At 63.5% G+C, this 19,072-nt stretch carries 17 protein-coding genes; 6 read left to right on the top strand and 11 right to left on the bottom strand.

Annotated features, from left to right (window positions below):
* The first annotated feature begins 4 nt into the window (after positions 1–4).
* A complete protein-coding gene (locus AC4PTT_RS07645) occupies positions 5–1,183 on the top strand; it encodes a lytic murein transglycosylase (RefSeq protein WP_113155666.1) in 1,179 nt (392 codons plus the stop codon).
* Here the strand turns inward: AC4PTT_RS07645 and AC4PTT_RS07640 are convergent.
* Both AC4PTT_RS07640 and AC4PTT_RS07635 read right to left on the bottom strand, forming a co-directional pair.
* A complete protein-coding gene (locus tag AC4PTT_RS07640) occupies positions 1,180–2,637 on the bottom strand; it encodes a cation:proton antiporter (RefSeq protein ID WP_492162430.1) in 1,458 nt (485 codons plus the stop codon). The two genes, AC4PTT_RS07645 and AC4PTT_RS07640, sit on opposite strands and share 4 nt — an antisense overlap.
* Positions 2,638–2,667: 30 nt before the next feature.
* Positions 2,668–3,888: an alanine racemase gene (locus tag AC4PTT_RS07635; protein WP_113155668.1), complete on the bottom strand. Its 1,221-nt coding sequence runs from the start codon at positions 3,886–3,888 to the stop codon at positions 2,668–2,670.
* A gap of 200 nt (positions 3,889–4,088) precedes the next feature.
* Here AC4PTT_RS07635 and AC4PTT_RS07630 point away from each other — a divergent pair, with 200 nt between their 5' ends.
* Entirely contained in the window at positions 4,089–5,012 is a 924-nt protein-coding gene (locus AC4PTT_RS07630; RefSeq protein ID WP_492162429.1) for a DMT family transporter, read from the top strand.
* A 398-nt stretch (positions 5,013–5,410) separates the two neighbouring features.
* Here the strand turns inward: AC4PTT_RS07630 and metF are convergent, their stop codons facing one another.
* Together metF and AC4PTT_RS07620 are read right to left on the bottom strand one after the other, a co-directional pair.
* Positions 5,411–6,331: a methylenetetrahydrofolate reductase [NAD(P)H] gene (gene metF, locus AC4PTT_RS07625; RefSeq protein ID WP_206543909.1), complete on the bottom strand. Its 921-nt coding sequence runs from the start codon at positions 6,329–6,331 to the stop codon at positions 5,411–5,413.
* The gene (locus AC4PTT_RS07620; RefSeq protein WP_113156368.1) at positions 6,331–7,350 is read right to left on the bottom strand and encodes an ArsR/SmtB family transcription factor; all 1,020 of its coding nucleotides are present in this window, start codon (positions 7,348–7,350) and stop codon (positions 6,331–6,333) included. The genes metF and AC4PTT_RS07620 overlap by 1 nt, the downstream gene beginning before the upstream one ends.
* A gap of 186 nt (positions 7,351–7,536) precedes the next feature.
* Here AC4PTT_RS07620 and AC4PTT_RS07615 point away from each other — a divergent pair, with 186 nt between their 5' ends.
* Positions 7,537–7,872 (top strand): DUF2293 domain-containing protein, encoded by a 336-nt coding sequence (locus AC4PTT_RS07615; protein WP_113155671.1) that lies wholly within the window; start codon positions 7,537–7,539, stop codon positions 7,870–7,872.
* A 28-nt stretch (positions 7,873–7,900) separates the two neighbouring features.
* Here the strand turns inward: AC4PTT_RS07615 and AC4PTT_RS07610 are convergent, their stop codons facing one another.
* Together AC4PTT_RS07610 and ettA are read right to left on the bottom strand one after the other, a co-directional pair.
* On the bottom strand, positions 7,901–9,022 hold the full coding sequence (locus tag AC4PTT_RS07610) for a beta-ketoacyl-ACP synthase III (RefSeq protein WP_113156369.1): 1,122 nt from the start codon (positions 9,020–9,022) through the stop codon (positions 7,901–7,903).
* Positions 9,023–9,358: 336 nt separating this feature from the next.
* The gene (gene ettA / locus AC4PTT_RS07605) at positions 9,359–11,008 is read right to left on the bottom strand and encodes an energy-dependent translational throttle protein EttA (RefSeq protein WP_206543910.1); all 1,650 of its coding nucleotides are present in this window, start codon (positions 11,006–11,008) and stop codon (positions 9,359–9,361) included.
* A 101-nt stretch (positions 11,009–11,109) separates the two neighbouring features.
* On the opposite strand from ettA, the gene AC4PTT_RS07600 reads away from it, so the two are divergent.
* From AC4PTT_RS07600 to AC4PTT_RS07590, 3 genes are all read left to right on the top strand, one after another.
* Positions 11,110–12,039: an alpha/beta fold hydrolase gene (locus AC4PTT_RS07600; RefSeq protein WP_492162428.1), complete on the top strand. Its 930-nt coding sequence runs from the start codon at positions 11,110–11,112 to the stop codon at positions 12,037–12,039.
* Between the two features lie 90 nt (positions 12,040–12,129).
* Positions 12,130–13,305, top strand: coding sequence for a CaiB/BaiF CoA transferase family protein (locus tag AC4PTT_RS07595; RefSeq protein WP_297563912.1), 1,176 nt, complete (start codon positions 12,130–12,132; stop codon positions 13,303–13,305).
* Positions 13,302–14,960 (top strand): thiamine pyrophosphate-binding protein, encoded by a 1,659-nt coding sequence (locus AC4PTT_RS07590; protein WP_206543913.1) that lies wholly within the window; start codon positions 13,302–13,304, stop codon positions 14,958–14,960. The genes AC4PTT_RS07595 and AC4PTT_RS07590 overlap by 4 nt, the downstream gene beginning before the upstream one ends.
* A 343-nt stretch (positions 14,961–15,303) precedes the next feature.
* Here the strand turns inward: AC4PTT_RS07590 and paaE are convergent, their stop codons facing one another.
* From paaE to paaA, 5 genes are read right to left on the bottom strand one after another with little or no spacing between them, the layout of a single operon-like run.
* On the bottom strand, positions 15,304–16,383 hold the full coding sequence (paaE, locus tag AC4PTT_RS07585) for a 1,2-phenylacetyl-CoA epoxidase subunit PaaE (RefSeq protein ID WP_206994161.1): 1,080 nt from the start codon (positions 16,381–16,383) through the stop codon (positions 15,304–15,306).
* Between the two features lie 22 nt (positions 16,384–16,405).
* Positions 16,406–16,969 (bottom strand): 1,2-phenylacetyl-CoA epoxidase subunit PaaD, encoded by a 564-nt coding sequence (gene paaD, locus AC4PTT_RS07580; RefSeq protein ID WP_492162427.1) that lies wholly within the window; start codon positions 16,967–16,969, stop codon positions 16,406–16,408.
* Positions 16,966–17,751, bottom strand: a complete 786-nt coding sequence (paaC, locus tag AC4PTT_RS07575) for a 1,2-phenylacetyl-CoA epoxidase subunit PaaC (protein WP_492162426.1) — start codon at positions 17,749–17,751, stop codon at positions 16,966–16,968. The genes paaD and paaC overlap by 4 nt, the downstream gene beginning before the upstream one ends.
* Positions 17,751–18,038 carry a 1,2-phenylacetyl-CoA epoxidase subunit PaaB gene (gene paaB / locus AC4PTT_RS07570; protein WP_065814923.1) on the bottom strand — a complete coding sequence of 96 codons (288 nt, stop codon included), beginning with the start codon at positions 18,036–18,038 and terminating at the stop codon, positions 17,751–17,753. The genes paaC and paaB overlap by 1 nt, the downstream gene beginning before the upstream one ends.
* Before the next feature lie 13 nt (positions 18,039–18,051).
* Positions 18,052–19,047: a 1,2-phenylacetyl-CoA epoxidase subunit PaaA gene (paaA, locus tag AC4PTT_RS07565; RefSeq protein ID WP_113155679.1), complete on the bottom strand. Its 996-nt coding sequence runs from the start codon at positions 19,045–19,047 to the stop codon at positions 18,052–18,054.
* Positions 19,048–19,072: the final 25 nt, after the last annotated feature.

The raw sequence follows: 19,072 nt of genomic DNA, 5'->3' as shown, positions 1-19,072 counted from the left end.
TCATATGCGCAGAAAATCCATCGCGCTTGGGGCGCTGTTCGCCTTTGGCTTTGCCGGCAGCGCCGTGGCGCAGCAATGTGGCGGCGATTTCAACGCCTGGCGGGAAGGCGTGCGGCAGGAGGCTGCAGCCGACGGCATCGGCGAGCGCGGCCTTTCGGCGCTGAACGGCGCCGGCATCGAGCAGAAGGTTCTGCAACGCGACCGCGCGCAGGGCGTGTTCAACCAGACCTTTGCCGAATTCGCCGGCCGCATGATCAATGATTACCGGCTGAAGAACGGCGCGGCCAATCTGAAGAAATACGCCAACACCTTCGCGCGCGCCCAGAACGAGTTTGGCGTCCCCGGCCCGGTGATCGCCTCCTTCTGGGCGCTGGAGACGGATTTCGGCGCGGTGCAGGGCGACTTCTCGACGCTCAACGCGCTCGCCACGCTGGCGCATGACTGCCGCCGGCCGGAGATCTTCCGCCCGCAGCTGATCGCGCTTCTGCACCTGATCGATCAGGGCTGGGTGCCGGCCAATGTGACCGGCGCGTGGGCCGGCGAGATCGGCCAGATGCAGATGCTGCCGTCCGACTATTATACCAAGGGTGTCGATGGCGACGGCGACGGCAAGGTGGATTTGAAAGGCAGTTCGCCCGACGCCATTCTGACGGCGGCGAAGAACCTCCAGTCGCTTGGCTGGAAGCCAGGCCAGCCCTGGATGGAAGAAGTGCGCGTGCCCGATCAGATGGCCTGGGAGAAGACCGGCCGCGTGACCAAGCTGCCGCGCTCGGAATGGGCGGCGATGGGCGTGACCTATCGCGATGGCAGCCCGCTGCCGGCCGATGGCATGGCGACAGCTGTGGTTCTGCCGATGGGCCACAAGGGACCGGCCTTCCTCGTCTACGACAATTACGACATCTATCTGGAATGGAACCAGTCTCTCATCTACACGCTGACGGCGGCGCATCTGGCGGCGCGCCTTGCCGGCGCACCGCGCTTTGACGTGCGCTCGCCCGAGCAGGGCCTTGCGCCCGAGACGATGAAGCAGTTGCAGACCAAGCTTGCCGCGCGCGGCCATGACGTGGGCAAGATCGACGGCATTCTGGGCGCCGGAACCCGCGAAGCGGTGCGTCAGGAACAGCTGCGCCTTGGCCTGCCCGCCGATGGCTGGCCGACGCCGACGCTGTTCTCCAACCTCTAGGCGTTTTCTTTAGACGCCCCGGCAGCCGGTTCTTCATCGGGTTGCCGGGGTTTTTCTTCCGCCGCCTCAGATGCGACCGTCGCCTCGGCGGCTTCCTTTTCCGCCTTCTCTTCTTTCTTCCGGGCGGCTTTCGCGGCTTTTTCAAGCGCGCGGCGGGCGCGCCATTTGCGCAGGGTCAGACGGCCGGCGCGATAGCGGGCGCGCACCCACCAGAGCCCCTCACCCACATTCCCGATCTCATCGGCATAGGCTTCCGACAGCGCTTCGCGATAGGAAGAAAAGCCCTTGGCCGCCACATAGTCGATGCGGCGCATGACCGACATCCACGCCGGCGAGAAGAGAAGCGAGATGGCCGTGACGGCGATGGCAAGGCGATAGCTGTCCTGCCCCAGCGCGCCCGCCGACAGGCCGGCAGCCGCCAGCACGAAGGAGAACTCGCCTATCTGCGCCATGGAGAGGCCGCCGATCAGCGCCGTGTTGCGGTCGTGACCGGTGGCGCGCAGCAGGAAGACGTTGAGCAGCGTCTTGGCGGCGATGACCAGAAGGGCGGCCCCCAGCACCATCCAGAGATTGTTCCAGATATAGGTCAGGTCGAACAGAAGGCCGATGGACAGGAAGAAGATCACCACGAGGATGCTCTGGATCGGCTCGATGACCGGGATGATGCGGGCGCGCAGATTTGAGTTGCCCACCAGAATGCCGGCCACGAACGCGCCATAGGCGGGCGAAAGACCGAGAAAGCCCGAGAGAGCGGCCGCGCCGAAACAGACGCCCAGCGCGCCAAGCGCCAGGATCTCGACATTGTCGGCAATGGCGGCAGCGAAGGGCACGCGCAGCTTGCCGCGTCGCCCGAGCCACCACAGCAGCCAGCCGAGAAACCCGACCGCCAGCGCCACCTTGGCGGCGATGGCGAGAAGGCTCGTGTCGGCACCGCCAAGCGCCGAGACGATGATGAGCATCGGCACCACGGCAATGTCCTGCGCGATCAGCACGGCGATGGCGATGCGGCCCGCGTCGCGGCGCAGCTCGTCCATGTCGCTGAGCATCTTCATGGCGACGACCGTGCTCGACAGGCCGATGATGAAGCCGAAGATGATGCCCTCGGAAAGCCCCGTTCCGCCCATCCATGCGATGGACAGACCGATGGCCAGCGCCACGGCCAATTGCCCGACCGCAACGAGTACGGCGGGCTTGAGGCTCATGATGAAGGCTCTCAGCGAAAGCTCCATGCCGATGAAGAAGAGCAGCATGAGCACGCCCATCTCGGCAAGCGCGGTCACGCTGTCGGAATTGCCGATGAGGCCGAAACCGGTCGGCCCCATGACGACACCGGCCAGAATGAAACCGACAAGCGGAGGCTGTTTCAGGCGCATCAGGCCAAGCCCGAGCGCAATGGCCACCAGAAGGACGAAGGCGATCTCCGTCAGTGGAAAGGCGTGTGCTTCCGCTTCCAAGTTCCGGTTCCCTTTTCCGTGTGCGCCCGATCAGTCCGCCATGGTTTCGAGGCTGGCGAAACCTTCCGGTGCGGAACCCGCATCGAAAGGCGTTTTCACCTCGACGAACGTGTCGGGATAAAACCCGTTGAACCGGGTTCTTAGCGACATGGAATAGGCGCCAATATGGCCGATCTCGATCCAGTCGCCGGTATCCACCGTTTCCGGCAGCCAGAACGGACGGGACAGGATGTCGACGGAATCACAGGTCGCCCCGCAGACCTTGAACGGCACCACCTTTTCAGGATCGCCATTGCGGTTGCGGATCGCGGGGTCGGGAATGAAGCGGGCCGGCAGGGTGATTTTTCCGGTCCAGGAATCGGAGAGCGAGGCCCAGATGCCGTCATTGATGTAAAGCCGGCGGCCCTTGCGCAGGAGAACGCGCACGATGAGCGAAAAGGCGCGCGCAACGATGACGCGACCGGGCTCCGCAACGAGCGGCATTTCATCAAAGCCCCACTCCACAATATCGGCCCGCAACCGCGCCATGATTTCATCAAGGCTCGGCATTTCGGGCTTCTTGCGGTTTGGGTCGTGGCCATATTCCGCCGGGAAACCACCGCCCACATCGAGCGCGGCGAGTGGCACGCCCGCCCTGCCCCGCACCCAGTCTGCCGAGGCAAGCGCGCGCTCATAGGTATCCGGGTCCTGGATCTGTGAACCGACATGGAAGCACAGGCCAAGCCTGTAGCCATGGCGATGCAGACGCCGCAGAAGCTCAACCGCCTGAGCAGGACCGGCCCCGAATTTCTTCGACAGTTCGTAGGCCGCGTGGCCCTTGGTCTGGATGCGCACGAAGACGGTGAGCGTGCCCGGATCGATATCGAGGGCGCGGACCACGCGGATCAGCTTGGAGACCTCATCCTCGTGATCGACCGCGATGACGCGAATGCCGTATTCCTCCAGCGCAAGGCGAATATCGGACTGCGCCTTGACCGGGTGCATGTAGAGCATCTCGGCCCGCGGCGCGACGGAACGGACGGCGGCAAACTCGGCGGGTGAGGCCACATCGAACGCATCGACGCCGGCTTCCGCCAGCGTCTTCAAAACCAGTTTCTCGCCATTCGTCTTGACCGCATAGGCCGTCTTGCCGGGGAACTGCCCCATGAAATCACGTGCATCGGCTTTCAGAACATCGGGCCGGAAACAGTAGATCGGCTCATCCGGACGAAGCTTCATGGCGGCGTCTCGGGCGGTCTCAAAAAACTGCATTGGCGGCTCCGGGTTCGGTTGAACGCTTAGGGCGGACCGGAAGGGTAGAGGATTTGCCGTTCAAGTAAACGCTCCTCCAAAGGGTTTTTCCGGCACTGGAAACGGGAAGGCATGTTTCGGGTGGGCGGCGCGCGCCTCTCCGATTTAATGCACCAGACAGGCATTCGATCCCGAATGTTTCCAAGACGAAAGACAATGCGATGACCGCACAATCGCCAGCCGGAACCACCACGCCGCATATGTCGCTTGAAGACTGGGCGCTTCTCATCGTTCTCGGCGCGGTTTGGGGCGGCTCCTATTTCTTCGCGCGGATCGCGGTCGGCGAGACGCCGCCGCTCATGCTGGTCATGTTTCGCGTGTCGATCGCAGCCCTGATCCTGCAGGCCTATCTCGCCCTGCGCGGCCCTTCTTTCCGCACGGCGCTACCGCTTGCGGGCAGTTTCTGCGTGATGGCGCTCCTGAACAATGTGATCCCGTTTTCGCTGATCTTCATGGGCCAGACGGAGGTTGGCGCGGGGCTTGCCTCGGTGCTCAATGCAACGACGCCCTTCTGGACGGCCATCCTCGCAAACATGCTGACAGCGGATGAAAAACTGTCGGTCACGAAGATCACGGGCATAGCACTCGGCATCGCCGGCACGGCGGTGATGATCGGCCCCGGCCTTTTTGCCGGGCTGGGCGGGCCGATCTGGGCCAAGTTCGCGATGATCGGCGGTGCGGTCTCCTACGGCTTCGCCTTCATCTATGCGCGCCGCTTCCGCAACGTGCCTTCGCCCATCGTCGCCGCCGGGCAGCTAAGCGCTTCGAGCGTGATCATGATCCCGCTGGTTCTGGCGCTTTACGGCACGGGCAACCTGTTTGCGTTCTCGGGCAATGTCTGGGCCGCCGTGATCGGGCTGGCCGCCCTTTCGACGGCCTTCGCCTATCTGATCTATTTCCGTGTCCTGGCAAGCGCGGGCGCGACCAACGCTTCGCTTGTCACCTTCCTCAATCCGGTGAGCGCGATCCTGCTTGGAACCGTGTTTCTGGGGGAAAGGCTGGCGCGTTTCGAGATGGCCGGAATGGCGCTGATCGCGGCGGGCCTCATCGTGATCGACGGGCGGCTGATCGCGCGCATCCGTTAACACAAAGTGAATCAAACCGATTGCCCAATGATTTCAAAAGGGCGCGTGCGACAGTGGTCGGATTTTCCAGATTCCTACCGCAGCGCAGCATAAAATCCGCTTGCCGCAGACCCGCCCATCCCTAGAATCCGGGAAGCATAAGCAGAGGAGGCTTTGCCATGGGACTGACACGGCCTGTTAATGCACTGATGATTTGTGCGGCATTCGTCTTTATCGGCGCTCTCGTGATGGGCGTGTTGCCGTAAAGCCATAACCGGAACAGCCACCCAGCCCCTCCCCGCATCCATGCGGATGCAAAAGGGTTGATCCAGGGTTTCGATGCTCTGGAAGGCAGCCATCCGGATTTTGTTGATAGACATAAAAAAGGGCCGGTTCGCCGGCCCTTTCTCACAAGCGGTTTATGCTGCCGCCGGCTGCTCGGCGCCAAGGTCAGCCTTCGGGCGGATGCCGATCATGTGGCTGACGGCGTAGACGAGATCCGCACGGTTCATCGTGTAGAAATGGAAATCGTCAATGCCGCGCTCGATAAGGTCCAAAACCTGCTCGGCGGCCACCGCCGAAGCCACGAGAGCGTGGATCTGAGGCTCGTTTTCCAGCCCCGCGAAACGCTCGGCCAGCCAGCCGGGAACACTTGCGCCGCAGCGGCCCGCAAAGTTGGCCACCTGCGTGAAATTGTGCACCGGCAGAATGCCCGGAACGATGGGGATGTAGATGCCGGCGCGGCGCGCGCGCTCGACGTAACGCTCATAGAGATCGTTGTCGAAGAAGAACTGGGTGATGGCGCGTGTCGCCCCATTGTCGACCTTGCGCTTGAGCATGTCGATGTCGGTTGCGAAATCCGGGCTTTCGGGATGCTTTTCCGGATAGGCGGACACCGAGATATCGAGATCGCCCTGCAGCTTCATCGCGCCCGTGAGCTCTGCGCCATTGGCGTAGCCATTGGGATGGGGGCGATAGGCAGCGCCGACACCCGCACTCGGATCGCCGCGCAGCGCCACGAAGCGCTTTACGCCCATTTCGACGAACTCGGCCACCACCTGATCGACTTCCTCGCGTGAAGCGTCAACACAGGTCATGTGAGCGGCCGGCGTCAGCGTCGTCTCTTCAAGGATGCGGCGGACCGTGCGGGCCGTGCGCTCGCGCGTGGAGCCGCCCGCGCCATAGGTGACGGAGACGAAGGACGGCGCCAGAGGCTCAAGCCGCTTCACCGTTTCCCACAGGCGGTCCTCCATCGCATCCGTCTTCGGGGGGAAGAACTCGAACGACACACGGAGCTTGCCAGCCGTGTCCGGCTGACGGGAAAAACGCTGTTGCGGCATCAAGCCGTCTCCTTCTGAGCAATCGACGGCGCCATGCCGTCCGCAATCTGCATGCGCCGGTCGCGGGCCAGCCAAAGCTTGACCGTTAGGCCCTTTCCGGCCTCGCCACGCGGCGCAAATTCCAGTGTTTCGGCCAGATCGAGTTCGGCCTCTTCAAGCCATTCTGCAATCTGGCTGTCGGCCAGTCCGAGCCGCATATGGGCATGTTCCTCGCGCAGGAACTCGTGCTCATGCGGCGCGAAATCGACGATCACCAGCCGCCCGCCGGGCCTCAAAAGCCGGGCGGCCTCGCGAATGGCGTTTCCTGGCCTGTCGATATAGTGCAGCACCTGATGAATGGTCACCAGATCATGCGCGTCACGCTCAAGCTGCGGGGCGGAGATATCGCCAAGGCGCACCTGCGCATTGGCGATGCCGGCCCGGTCGAGATTGGCGCGGGCCACCGCAAGCATCTCGCGCGACAGATCAATGCCGACCCCGCGCTGGTAGAGCGGCGCGAACAGCTCCAGCATGCGGCCGGTGCCCGTGCCAAGATCCACCATGGACTGGAACGGCCGGTCGCCGATGAGCTTTCGGAGCTCTTCTTCCACGGCCTTGTCGGGCACGTGAAGCGAGCGGATCTCATCCCAGCTTGCCGCGTTCTGCGAAAAATACTCCGCCGCCCTCTCCTCGCGCCGGCGCTTGATTGCACCAAGCCGCTCCAGATCACGCTCAATGACCGGGTCGGCCTGATCGAGCCGCACCACGACGCCATCGACGAATTCACGCGCGGCGTCGGCATCCGACAGGCGGAAATAGGCCCAGGAACCTTCCTGGTAACGGACGATGAGATGGGCTTCGAGCAGGAGCTTGAGATGACGGGAAACGCGCGGCTGCGACTGGCCGAGAATCTCGGTCAGATCGGTCACGGTCAGATCGCCCTGCGACAGAAGCGCAAGGATACGCAGGCGACTGGTTTCAGCCGCCGCCTTCAACGTATCGACCATCTGGTCGAGATGAATTGCCGGACGCATCAGCATGCGCTTCTCCTGATACATATAAAGATATGTTTATATCGTTTCGGCTTGCTTGGCAAGGCGGCGCAGTTCACACTGCAAAGCGTGGGGCAAAGCGTGGGGCAAAGCGTGCGGCAAAGCGTGCGGCAAAGCGGGGCACAGCGCGCAGCAATGCGGGCCGCGCACAGGAAGAAGAGAGTTTTCAGGGACATGAAGCGGGCATCAACCGGGCGGCGCAAAGCGGTCGACAAGGCGCTGACGCTGCTGATTCCCTGGGCGCCGATGGCGGATGCCGAGGCGATCCGCGACAAGGCAGACGACCGCAAGCTGCGCACGCTGCCTCCGGCCATCGCCGTTTGGCTGGCAACGGTGACGCATGTGCGCCATGAGCACACGGATTACGACGCGATGCTGGAAGACGGTTATGACCGGGATGCGGCGCGGCACTTCGTGGTGGACGACATCAACACCGTTCTGACGCGCTGGCGCGCCACGCGCCTGCTCGATCCGGCGGAAGAAGACGGCATGGAAGCCCGGCAGGACTGAACCTGCCGGCGGGCAGCCATGCCCTGCATCACATCATGCGCAGGAGCGCGCCGCCAATGGAGTAGCCGGCGCCGAAGGCGCAGAGCAGCCCGTGCTCACCGGGTTTCATGTCCCGGTGCTTTTCTTCAAGCGCGATGATTGCGCCGGCGGCTGCCGTGTTGCCCAGACGGTCGAGCACGGTGGGCGCACGGTCCTGCCCCACCTCGCCGCCAAAGGCGAGCTTGAGGATCATGGCGTTCATGCGCGCATTGGCCTGATGCAGCCAGAAGCGACGCATCGTCTCCGGTGTGTGACCGTGCTCCGCCAGAAAGTCGACAATGAACTTGTGACCGGCAATGGTCACATCCTTGAAGACCTTGTTTCCGTTCTGCTTGATGAGATTGCCTTCCATGGCGAGATAGGACGGATCGTCCTGCGCCAGGCGGCTCATGAAGCCGAAATTGGTGCGGATGTTGTTTGAGAACTGGGTCCAGCTGCGCGTGTCGACGATTTCGAAACGGCCGGGACGCTCCTCGCTCGCGCCCAGCGCCTCGATGAGGACGGCCACGGAGGCGTCGCCGAAGATGAAGTGGGTCTGCCGGTCGCGAAAATTCAGATGCGCGGTGATGAGCTCCGGCGTGACGACGAGCACACGGCGGTGCGCGCCGGAGCGCACGAGATTGGTCGCCACATGCAGGCCGGCGAGCGCCGAGGAGCAGCCAAGCCCCATGTCGAAGCCAGCGCCGCTGGTGCCGAGCGCCTTCTGGATCTCGATGGCGATGGCCGGATAGGGCCGCTGATGATGGGCAGACGCACAGATGACAAGATCGACATCGCGCGCCTCGACGCCGGCATGGGCAAGCGCCTTTCGGGCTGCGGCCACACCGAACTCGGCCATGACGGAAAGTTCGTCATCGGCGCGGGCGGGAATGTTGGGCGCCATGCGGGCTGGATCGAGAATGCCGTCACGCTCGTAGACATGGCGGCGCTGGATGCCGGACGCATGCTCGATGAAGCCGGCATCGGATTTCGCCAGCGGCGGCAGGCCCGCGGCCTCGCGCTTCGGGTTTTCCGTGTCGACCCAGGCGTTGAAGCTCTCGACCAATTCTTCATTGGAGATGGACGCTTCAGGGATTTCGACGCCAATTCCGCCGACGCAGACGCGCGTCATGGCGTTGGAATGGTGCGGTGCGAAGTCTGAAGCCTCTTGCTCGCTGGTGCGCAGCATGATCCGTGCCTGTGTTTGCCTTCTGGAGGTTCGGACCGGAAACCGGTTTCGGTTGATCCGACGCCCCACAAATAGTTTCGATCGTCCCTTTTGCGTCCGAATGGATACATGGCGATCTATGGCCGATTTACGACGTGACGCCACGGTGTCAAGGAAACACTGCCCCGGGCGTTCACGATGCAATAATGAACGAAACACTCAAACAGAGTGTGAACGCAAAAAGAGAAGGGGCCGAAGCCCCTTCCCGAATGCTCATTCTACAGACACGTTTCGGTCTGTCTACCGCGTCAGGCGCTTGTAGGTCACCCGCCTGGGGTTGACGCTGTCGGGGCCGAGACGGCGGATCTTGTCCTGCTCGTAATCCTCGAAGTTGCCCTCGAACCACTCCACATGGCTATCGCCTTCAAAGGCGAGGATGTGCGTGGCCAGACGGTCGAGGAACATGCGGTCATGCGAGATGATAACGGCGCAGCCGGCGAAGTTTTCCAGCGCGTCTTCGAGTGCGGCCAGCGTCTCGGTGTCGAGGTCGTTGGTCGGTTCGTCGAGCAGCAGGACGTTGCCGCCTTCCTTGAGCAGCTTGGCCATGTGAACGCGGTTGCGCTGACCGCCGGACAGCGAGCCGACCTTCTGCTGCTGGTCGCCGCCCTTGAAGTTGAAGGACGAGCAATAGGCGCGGCTGTTCACTTCGTGAGCGCCAAGCTTGATGATGTCGTTGCCGCCGGAAATCTCTTCCCAGACCGTCTTGTCGGGGTCGAGCGAGTCGCGGCTCTGGTCGACATAGCCGAGCTTGACGGTCTCGCCGACACGGATCTCGCCACCATCGGGCTTTTCCTGGCCGGTGATCATGCGGAACAGCGTGGTCTTACCCGCGCCGTTGGCGCCGATCACGCCGACAATGCCGCCGGGCGGCAGCTTGAAGTCGAGACCGTCGATCAGGAGGCGGTCGCCATAGCCCTTGGAGAGGCCTTCGGCCTCGATGACCACATTGCCGAGACGTTCGCCGGCCGGAATGATGATCTGCGCATCGCCGGGACGCCGGTCGGCGGCCGACTGCACCAGCTCGTCATAGGCGCGGATACGGGCCTTCGACTTGGCCTGACGGGCCTTGGGGCTGGCCGCCATCCACTCGCGCTCGCGCGACAGCGCCTTCTCGCGGGCGGCCTCTTCGCGGCCTTCCTGCGCCATGCGCTTGGCCTTGGCTTCCAGATAGGCGGTGTAATTGCCTTCATAGGGAATGCCACGACCACGGTCGAGCTCGAGAATCCAGCCGGTGACATTGTCGAGGAAGTAGCGATCGTGGGTGATGATCATCACGGCGCCGGGATATTCGCGCAGGTGCTTTTCAAGCCACGCCGTGGTTTCTGCGTCCAGATGGTTGGTCGGTTCGTCGAGCAGCAGCAGATCGGGCTGGCGCAGGAGAAGCTGGCACAGCGCCACGCGGCGCTTTTCACCACCCGACAGATGGTCGATGGATGCATCGGCCGGCGGGCAGCGCAGCGCTTCCATGGCCATTTCGACCTGGCTTTCCAGATCCCAGAGGTTCTGGCTGTCGATCTGATCCTGAAGCTGGGAAGCCTCCTCCGCCGTCTCGTCGGAGTAGTCCATCATCAGCTCGTTGTAGCGGTCGAGGATCGCCTTCTTGGCGGCGACGCCCTCCATCACATTGCCCATCACGTCGAGGGCCGGATCAAGCTGCGGCTCCTGCGGCAGATATCCGCAGGTCGCGCCTTCGGCGAGCCATGCTTCGCCGGTGAACTCCTTGTCGAGACCGGCCATGATCCTGAGCACGGTCGACTTACCCGCGCCGTTGGGGCCGAGAATGCCGATCTTGGCGTCCGGGTAAAAGGACAGATGAACGTTCTCAAGAACCTTCTTGGAGCCGTAGGCCTTGTTGAGGCCGGACATGTGGTAGATGAATTGGCGTGCCATGTGGCTCGTCGCGCTCCGTCTCACTCGAATTGGGGGGAACCTGTTGAGCAGCGTATGTAGGCCAAACGAAGCGGCGGGGCAATCCGCAGCACGGAGGGAAGATGGGCTTCGATATCGAAACACGGCTTGCAACGCCGACCGGTGCTGATCTGCATCTGTTCAAACGCTCGGCGAGCGGCGAGGCGCGCGCTGCCGTGCAGATAAACCACGGCGTTGCGGAACATGCCGCGCGCTATGCGGCCTTCGCCGATTTCCTGTCGCAGCGAGGCTTTCATGTCTATGCGCACGACCATCGCGGCCATGGCGAAACAAAAGCGCCGGGCGCCCCGCTTGGCCATTTCGGACCAGGCGCCGGGATGGACACGCTGCTCACGGACGTCAACGCGGTGCATGATCATATCGCCGGGGAACATCCCGGTCTGCCGGTGGTCATCTTCGGGCATTCGATGGGCGGCATGATCGCCCTCAATTTCGCGCTTCGCCATGGCGACCGGCTGGCGGGTGCTGCGGTGTGGAACGCACCACTGACCACCGCGCTGGAAGCGTTTGCCGGCCGGTCCGTTCTGGCGTGGGAGCGCTTCCGCCTCGGATCGGATGTGCCTTCATGGCTTCTGCCTAAATTTACCTTTGCGCTCTGGGCGAGCGCCTTCCCGGAGCGGCGCACCGGGTCCGACTGGCTGTCGCGGGACGCTGCCGAGGTCGACGCCTATATCGCCGATCCGCTGTCCGGCTGGGATCCGTCGGTCGGCATCTGGACGGTGCTGTTCGAACTGGGTCGGGGCCCCGCCGACCCGGCGACGCTTGCGGCAGCGCGCAAGACCCTGCCCTATCAACTGGTCGGCGGTTCGGAAGATCCTTCGACACGCGGCGGCAAGATCACACGGAAGCTTGAAACGCATCTGCGCAAAAACGGCTTTTCGAATCTCGAAACAAGGATTTACGAGGGTTTCCGGCACGAATCCCTCAGGGAGATCGGGCGCGAGCAGGCCATGGAGGACTTTGCGGCCTGGGCCGAAAAAATCATCAATTAATGCCAAAATAATGCGGTGAGCGCATCTAGAAGGCGACCGGGCCGTTTGCTACCTCAAAAGCATATCAGTTTTGGAGGGCTGCGGGCGATCATGAACAACCCACCCCTGAAGGGCGTTCGCGTCATCGAATTGGCGCGCATTCTGGCCGGTCCCTGGGCGGGCCAGGTTCTGGCCGATCTGGGCGCCGATGTCATCAAGGTCGAAAACCCCAATGGCGGCGACGACACCCGCAAATGGGGACCGCCCTTCGTGGAAGGTGCGGACGGCGAGAACCTTTCGGCCGCCTATTACCATTCGTGCAACCGGGGCAAGCGCTCCATCGCGCTCGACTTCTCGAAGCCGGAAGAGGCGGAGAAGCTGAAAAAGCTGATCGCCACCGCTGACGTTCTGATCGAGAATTTCAAGCTGGGCGGGCTCAAAAAATACGGGCTCGATTATGAGAGCCTGAAGGCCATCAACCCGCGCCTCGTCTATTGTTCCATCACCGGCTTTGGCCAGACCGGCCCCTATGCGCCGCGCGCGGGCTACGACTTCATCATTCAGGGCATGTCGGGGCTGATGTCCATCACCGGCGCACCGGGCGGCGAGCCGCAGAAGGTGGGCGTGGCGGTGAGCGACATCTTCACCGGGCTCTACTCGGTGATCGCCATTCAGGCCGCACTTCGCCACGCGGAGGCGACCGGCCAGGGCCAGCACATCGACATGGCGCTGCTCGACAGCCAGGTGGCCGTGCTTGCCAATCAGAACATGAATTATCTGATCTCCGGCAACAGCCCGGTGCAGATGGGCAACGCCCACATGAACATCGCGCCCTATGAGGTGCTGCCGGTGAAGGACGGGCACATCATCCTCGCCGTGGGCAATGACGGCCAGTTCCAGCGCTTCTGCAAGATCGTCGGCCTTGACGATCTGCCGGCAGACGAACGCTTTGCAACCAACCCGGCGCGCGTGGCCAACCGCACGGCGCTGCGCGAACGCATCGTCGCCACGCTGGCGGGCTGGGAAAAGGCGGAACTCCTGGGCAAGTTCGACGCCAATGCGGTGCCGGCGAGCCCGATCAACACGATTGAGGAAATGTTCGATGATCCGCAGGTGAAGGCGCGCGGCATGCAGCTTTCGCTCGATGACGGACACGGGACGGCGCTGCCTTCGGTGCGTGCGCCCATCGCCCTTTCACAAACCCCGCTTTCCTATGAACGGCCAAGCCCCCGGCTTGGCGAACACACGGCAGAGATCCTGCGCGAAATCGGAGACGACAGCGAATGAAGACCGGTGGCCAGCTTATCGTCGACAGCCTTGAAGCCAATGGCGTCGACCGCATTTTCAGCGTGCCGGGCGAAAGCTACCTGGCGGTGCTCGACGCGCTTCACGATTCAAAGATCCGCAACATTGTCTGCCGTCAGGAAGGCGGCGCGGCGATGATGGCGGACTGCCACGGACGGCTGACCGGCCAGCCCGGCATCTGTTTCGTGACACGCGGCCCCGGCGCGACCAACGCATCGCCCGGCGTCCACATCGCCATGCAGGATTCCACGCCGATGATCCTGTTCATCGGACAGGTGGCGAGCCATGCCCGCGAACGCGAGGCGTTTCAGGAAGTGGATTACCGCGCCTTCTTCGGCCCCATCGCCAAATGGGCAACCGAGATTGACGATGCGGCGCGGATTCCCGAAATCCTGACGCGCGCCTTTTCGGTCGCGACCTCCGGCCGCCCCGGCCCGGTGGTGATTTCGCTTCCCGAGGACATGCTGACCAGCCTGGTGGATGCGCCCGCAGCACGGGCCGCCACGCCGGTCGAAACGCGCCCGGGCGCAGCCGAGATGGAAGAGCTTGCCGCTCTCCTGAAGGACGCCAAACGGCCCTTCGTCATTCTTGGCGGCTCGCGCTGGAACGAGAAGGCCGTGGCCGATTTCCAGAAGGCGGCGGAAGCGTGGTCCCTGCCCGTTGGCTGCTCGTTCCGCCGGCAGATGCTGTTCGATCACCTGCACCCCTCCTATGCCGGCGATGTGGGCATCGGTCCCAATCCGAAGCTCGCAGCCGCCGTCAAGGATGCCGATCTGGTGCTGCTCGTCGGCGGCCGGTTCAGCGAGATGCCGTCCTCAGACTACACGCTCATGAAGAGCCCCTATCCCGACCAGAAGCTGGTGCATGTGCACGCCGACGCCAATGAGCTTGGCCGCGTCTATCGCCCTACGCTTGCCATCAACGCATCATCGGCAGCCTTTGCCGAGGCGTTTGCCGGGCTCGCACCGGGTGACGCGCCCCGTGACATGCCATGGGCAGAAGAGACCGAACGCCTGCATCAGGCCTATCTCGACTGGTCGACCCCGCCAAAGACCGGCCCCGGCGCGGTGCAGATGGGTCCGATCATGGAGTATCTGGAAAGCGTTCTGCCGGACGATGCGATCTTCACCAATGGCGCAGGCAATTACGCCACCTGGGTGCATCGTTTCCACCGTTTCCGCCGTTTCGCCACGCAGGGCGCGCCGACCTCCGGCTCGATGGGCTATGGCACACCGGCAGCCGTGGCCGCCAAGGCGCTTTTCCCCGAGCGCCCCGTGCTGGCATTTGCCGGCGATGGCTGCTTCATGATGAACGGTCAGGAATTCGCCACTGCCGTGCAGGAGAACCTGCCGATCATCGTGGTGGTGGTGAACAACGGCATTTTCGGCACGATCCGCATGCATCAGGAGCGCGAATATCCCGGCCGCGTTTCCGGCACCTCGATCAACAACCCCGATTTCGCAGCGCTTGCCCGCGCCTATGGCGGACATGGCGAAACGGTGGAGAAAACGGAAGCGTTTGCCGAAGCATTCGAGCGCGCACAGGCCAGCGGCAAACCGGCGCTGATTGAAATCCGGCTCGACCCGGAAGCCATCACGCCCGCCAAAACGCTGACGGATATCCGCGAGAAGCGTTGAGGATCATTTGTGCTGCGGGCGTGAGCCTGCAGCACTGTCAGCGCGTGCCTTCTCCCCCGCCCTTCGACAAGCTCAGGATGAGGGAGAAGGCAGATTGACCGTGCTATCTTTGATCAGGCGAGATTACGTTTGAAAGCCCACTGATAGGGTGGGCTCCGACTTGCCAAGTCCTCCCCAACCCAGCCCTCATCCTGAGCTTGTCGAAGGGCGGGGGCGACATGGAGAGCACGACGGCAAACGAGAAGAGCAGGCGCTTGCCCCTCATCCCCCTGCCGGGACCTTCTCCCCGCTTGCGGGGAGAAGGAACGCGTCATTGACGGTTGTCAGAAATGAAGCGCGCTGATCAGGCGGCGTCGAAATCGAGGACCAGCTTCTTCGCCGTGGGGCGGGTCTGGCAGGCGAGTGTGAAGCCGGCTTCCACTTCCCAGGGTTCGAGCGAGAAGTTCACGGCCATCTCCGATTGTCCCTCCACAACGCGGCAGCGGCAGGTGCAGCACATGCCACCGGCGCAGGAGTAAGGCAGCTCGATGCCGGCCTTGTGGGCGGCGTCGAGCACGGTGCCATCGGCATCCTGCATGGAGAAGCTGCGGCGCACGCCATCGACAACGACCTCAATGGCAACACCATCCTGAACCGCTTCGCGTGCGGCCTTCGATGCCTTGCGGGGCGCGGGCGCTTCGCCGGAGGGCGTGAAGCGCTCGAAGCGGATGCGGTCACGCTCGACGCCCATGGTCTCAAGTGCGCCGGAAACCGCGTCGATCATCTCGCCGGGGCCGCACAGGAACACGCCATCCATGGCGGCGGGCTCGATGAGACCGCCGGAGGCGAGCTCGCCAACGCGCCCGGCATCAATGCGGCCATTCAGGAGCTCCACATCCTGCGTTTCGCGCGACAGGAGATGGATCAGCGTGAAGCGGCCCATATGGCGGTCCTTGAGATCGTTCAGCTCCTCAAGGAACATGATCGTCTCGGTGGAGCGGTTGCCATAGACCAGCGTGATGGTGCTCTCGGGCTCGTGGGAGAGAACCGTGCGGGCGATGGAGAGCATTGGCGTGATGCCGGAGCCGGCGGCGAACAACAGGTAATCGTGGCGTTCACCCTTCAGCGCGGTGAAGCGGCCCTGCGGCGGCATAACCCGGATCGTGTCGCCAACCGACAGGACATCGTTGACGAAGGTGGAGAAGCGGCCATCGGCCACCTTCTTCACGCCGACGCGGAGATACGGATCGCCGGGCGCGGAGCAGATGGAGTAGGACCGGCGCGCCTCCGTGCCGTCAATATCGGTGGCGAGCGTCAGATACTGGCCGGGCGTGAAGGCAAAGGCCTCGGCCTGATCGGCCGGGATCTCAAAGGCGATCGCCACGGCTTCGGGGGTCTGGCGCTCGATGGAGGCCACTTTCAGATCGTGAAAACGCGGGGCCATGGTCACCTCGGTCTGGGTTCAGTCAGATACATTTGAAATAGTCGAAAGGCTCGTGGCAGGTCTGGCAGCGGTAAAGCGCCTTGCAGGCCGTGGAACCGAACTCGGAAATGCGCGCGGTCTCGAGCGAGCCGCAGCGCGGGCACGCCACCTCCGTCTCGCCGAAAAGGGAGCGGATGGAATTGGACGCATTCGCCGGTGGCGCAATACCATAGGCGCGCAGCTTTTCACGCCCCTCCGCCGTGATCCAGTCCGTCGTCCATGCGGGCGAAATGACCCGCTCGATGCGCGGTTCGAAGCCAGCCTCGCGCAGCGCCGTCTCCACCGCGAGCTCGATGGCAAGCACCGCCGGGCAGCCCGTATAGGTGGGCGTGACGCGGGCAACGGCGACGTCACCCTCCATCTCGACACCGCGCAGGATGCCGAGATCGGCAATGGTGACGGCGGGGATTTCCGGATCGACCACGGAAGCGGCGGCGCGATAGGCGCGCTCGGCCTGAGAAAGGTGGCTCTGCCCCTCACCGGCCTGCCGGGCGCTCTGCCCCGCAGACTGAGGAAAAGAGGCATTCACCACCGTGTCGCCCATCACCAGGTCATCCCCGGATAGGTGCGCTGCATGTATTGCAGCTCCGCGAGCAGAAAGCCCAGCGCCTCGCCATGGCGACCCTGACGGCCGCCGGTCTGGCCATAGGGCGTTTCCACCCATTCAAGGCCAGCCTCAGCAAAGACCGGGCCAACAATGGCGTCGAAGGCAGGCCGCAGGGTGGACGGGTCGGGCGCGATGCCGGCCCCGGCCACGGTGCGGGTGACGTCGTCGCTCTCGAACAGCTCGTCCACATAGGGCGCGAGCGCCTCGACCGCCGCCTTCATGCGGCGGGTGCTTTCCTCGGTGCCATCGCCAAGGCGCACCACCCATTCGCCGGCATGGCGGATGTGATAGGCGACTTCCTTCTCGGCCTTGGCGGCGATGCCGGCCAGACGCTCGTCGGTCGACGTCATCATGGCCTGCCAGAGCGGCTGCATGAAGGCTGCGAAATAGAACTGGCGCAGCATGGTGTGTGCGAAATCGCCATTCTGGCGCTCGGCCATCAGGCAGTTCACATATTCACGCTCGCGGCGCACATAGGCGATCTGGTCCTCGTCGCGGCCCTTGCCCTCGACCTCGCCGGCATACTGGTAGAGCGCGCGCGCCTGGCCGATGAGATCTAGCGCCATGTTGGGCATGGCGAGATCTTCTTCCAGCATGGGCGCGTGGCCGCACCACTCCGAAAGCCGGTGGCCGAGAACCAGATGATCGTCGGCAAGCCGCAGCAGGAAGGCCGTCAGCGTTTCGCCGGAGATGGAAGGAGCGGTGGAAGAAGCGGCGGCCATCACATATGCCCCACTTCTTCCGGAATTTCGTAAAAGGTCGGGTGACGGTAGACCTTCGACATTGCCGGCTCGAAGTTCTCGTCCTTGTTTTCCGGGTCCGACGCGGTGATCGCAGACGACGGAACGACCCAGATGGAGGTGCCCTCGCCGCGGCGCGTGTAGACATCGCGCGCAGCCTGAAGCGCCATCACCTCATCGGCGGCGTGCACCGAGCCGCAATGCTTGTGGGCCAGCCCGTTGCGCGGGCGGATGAAGACTTCCCAAAGGGGGATCTGGTTCTTGCTCATAGCGTCTCTCCGCTCACTCTGCCGCCATTTTCGCCGCTTCGCGGCGGGCATTTCGTTTTTCCGCATGCGCAAGGGCCGCCTCGCGCACCCATGCGCCATCGTCCCAGGCCTTCTGACGGGCGGCGATGCGGTCGCGGTTCATGGGGCCATGCCCCTTCACCACGCGCCAGAACTCATCCCAGTCGATGGCGCCGAAATCGTAGCCGCCCTTCTCCTCGTTCCATTTCAGGTCCGGATCGGGGAAGGTCAGGCCGATGAACTCGCCCTGCGGCACCGTTGCATCGACGAATTTCTGCCTGAGCTCGTCATTGGTGAAGCGCTTGATCTTCCACTTCATGGACTGGTCACTGTGCTGGCTGTCGCCATCATGCGGACCGAACATCATGAGCGAGGGCCACCACCAGCGGTTCAGCGCATCCTGCGCCATTTCCTTCTGCTCGGGCGTGCCGCGCGCCAGCGTCATCATGATCTCGTAGCCCTGACGCTGGTGAAAGCTTTCTTCCTTGCACACGCGGATCATGGCGCGCGCATAGGGGCCGTAGGAACAGCGGCAGAGCGGGATCTGGTTCATGATGGCCGCGCCATCCACAAGCCAGCCAATCGCGCCGATGTCGGCCCAGGTCTGCGTCGGGTAGTTGAAGATGGAGGAATACTTTGCCTTGCCGGACAGAAGCTCCTCGGTCATCTCCTCCCGCGAAACGCCCAGCGTCTCGGCGGCGGAATAGAGATAAAGCCCGTGGCCGCCCTCATCCTGCACCTTGGCGAGCAGGGCCGCCTTGCGGCGCAGCGACGGGGCGCGCGTGATCCAGTTGCCCTCCGGCAGCATGCCGACAATCTCGGAATGCGCGTGCTGGCCGATCTGGCGGACGAGCGTCTTGCGGTAGCCCTCCGGCATCGGGTCGTTGGGCTCGATTTTCTCTTCGGCGTCGATGCGCGCCTGAAACGCGGCGAGGAAAGCCTCGTCTTCGTTCGTATCGGTCTTAGCGCCGATAAGCCCTTGGCTATACATCGCTTGTCCTCCATGCTTGCGGCGG

It is taken from the genome of Nitratireductor sp. WH36-1 (assembly GCF_058725515.1).
The sequence above is the reverse complement of the archived record's forward strand: the minus strand, read 5'-3'. Positions and strand labels throughout refer to the sequence as shown.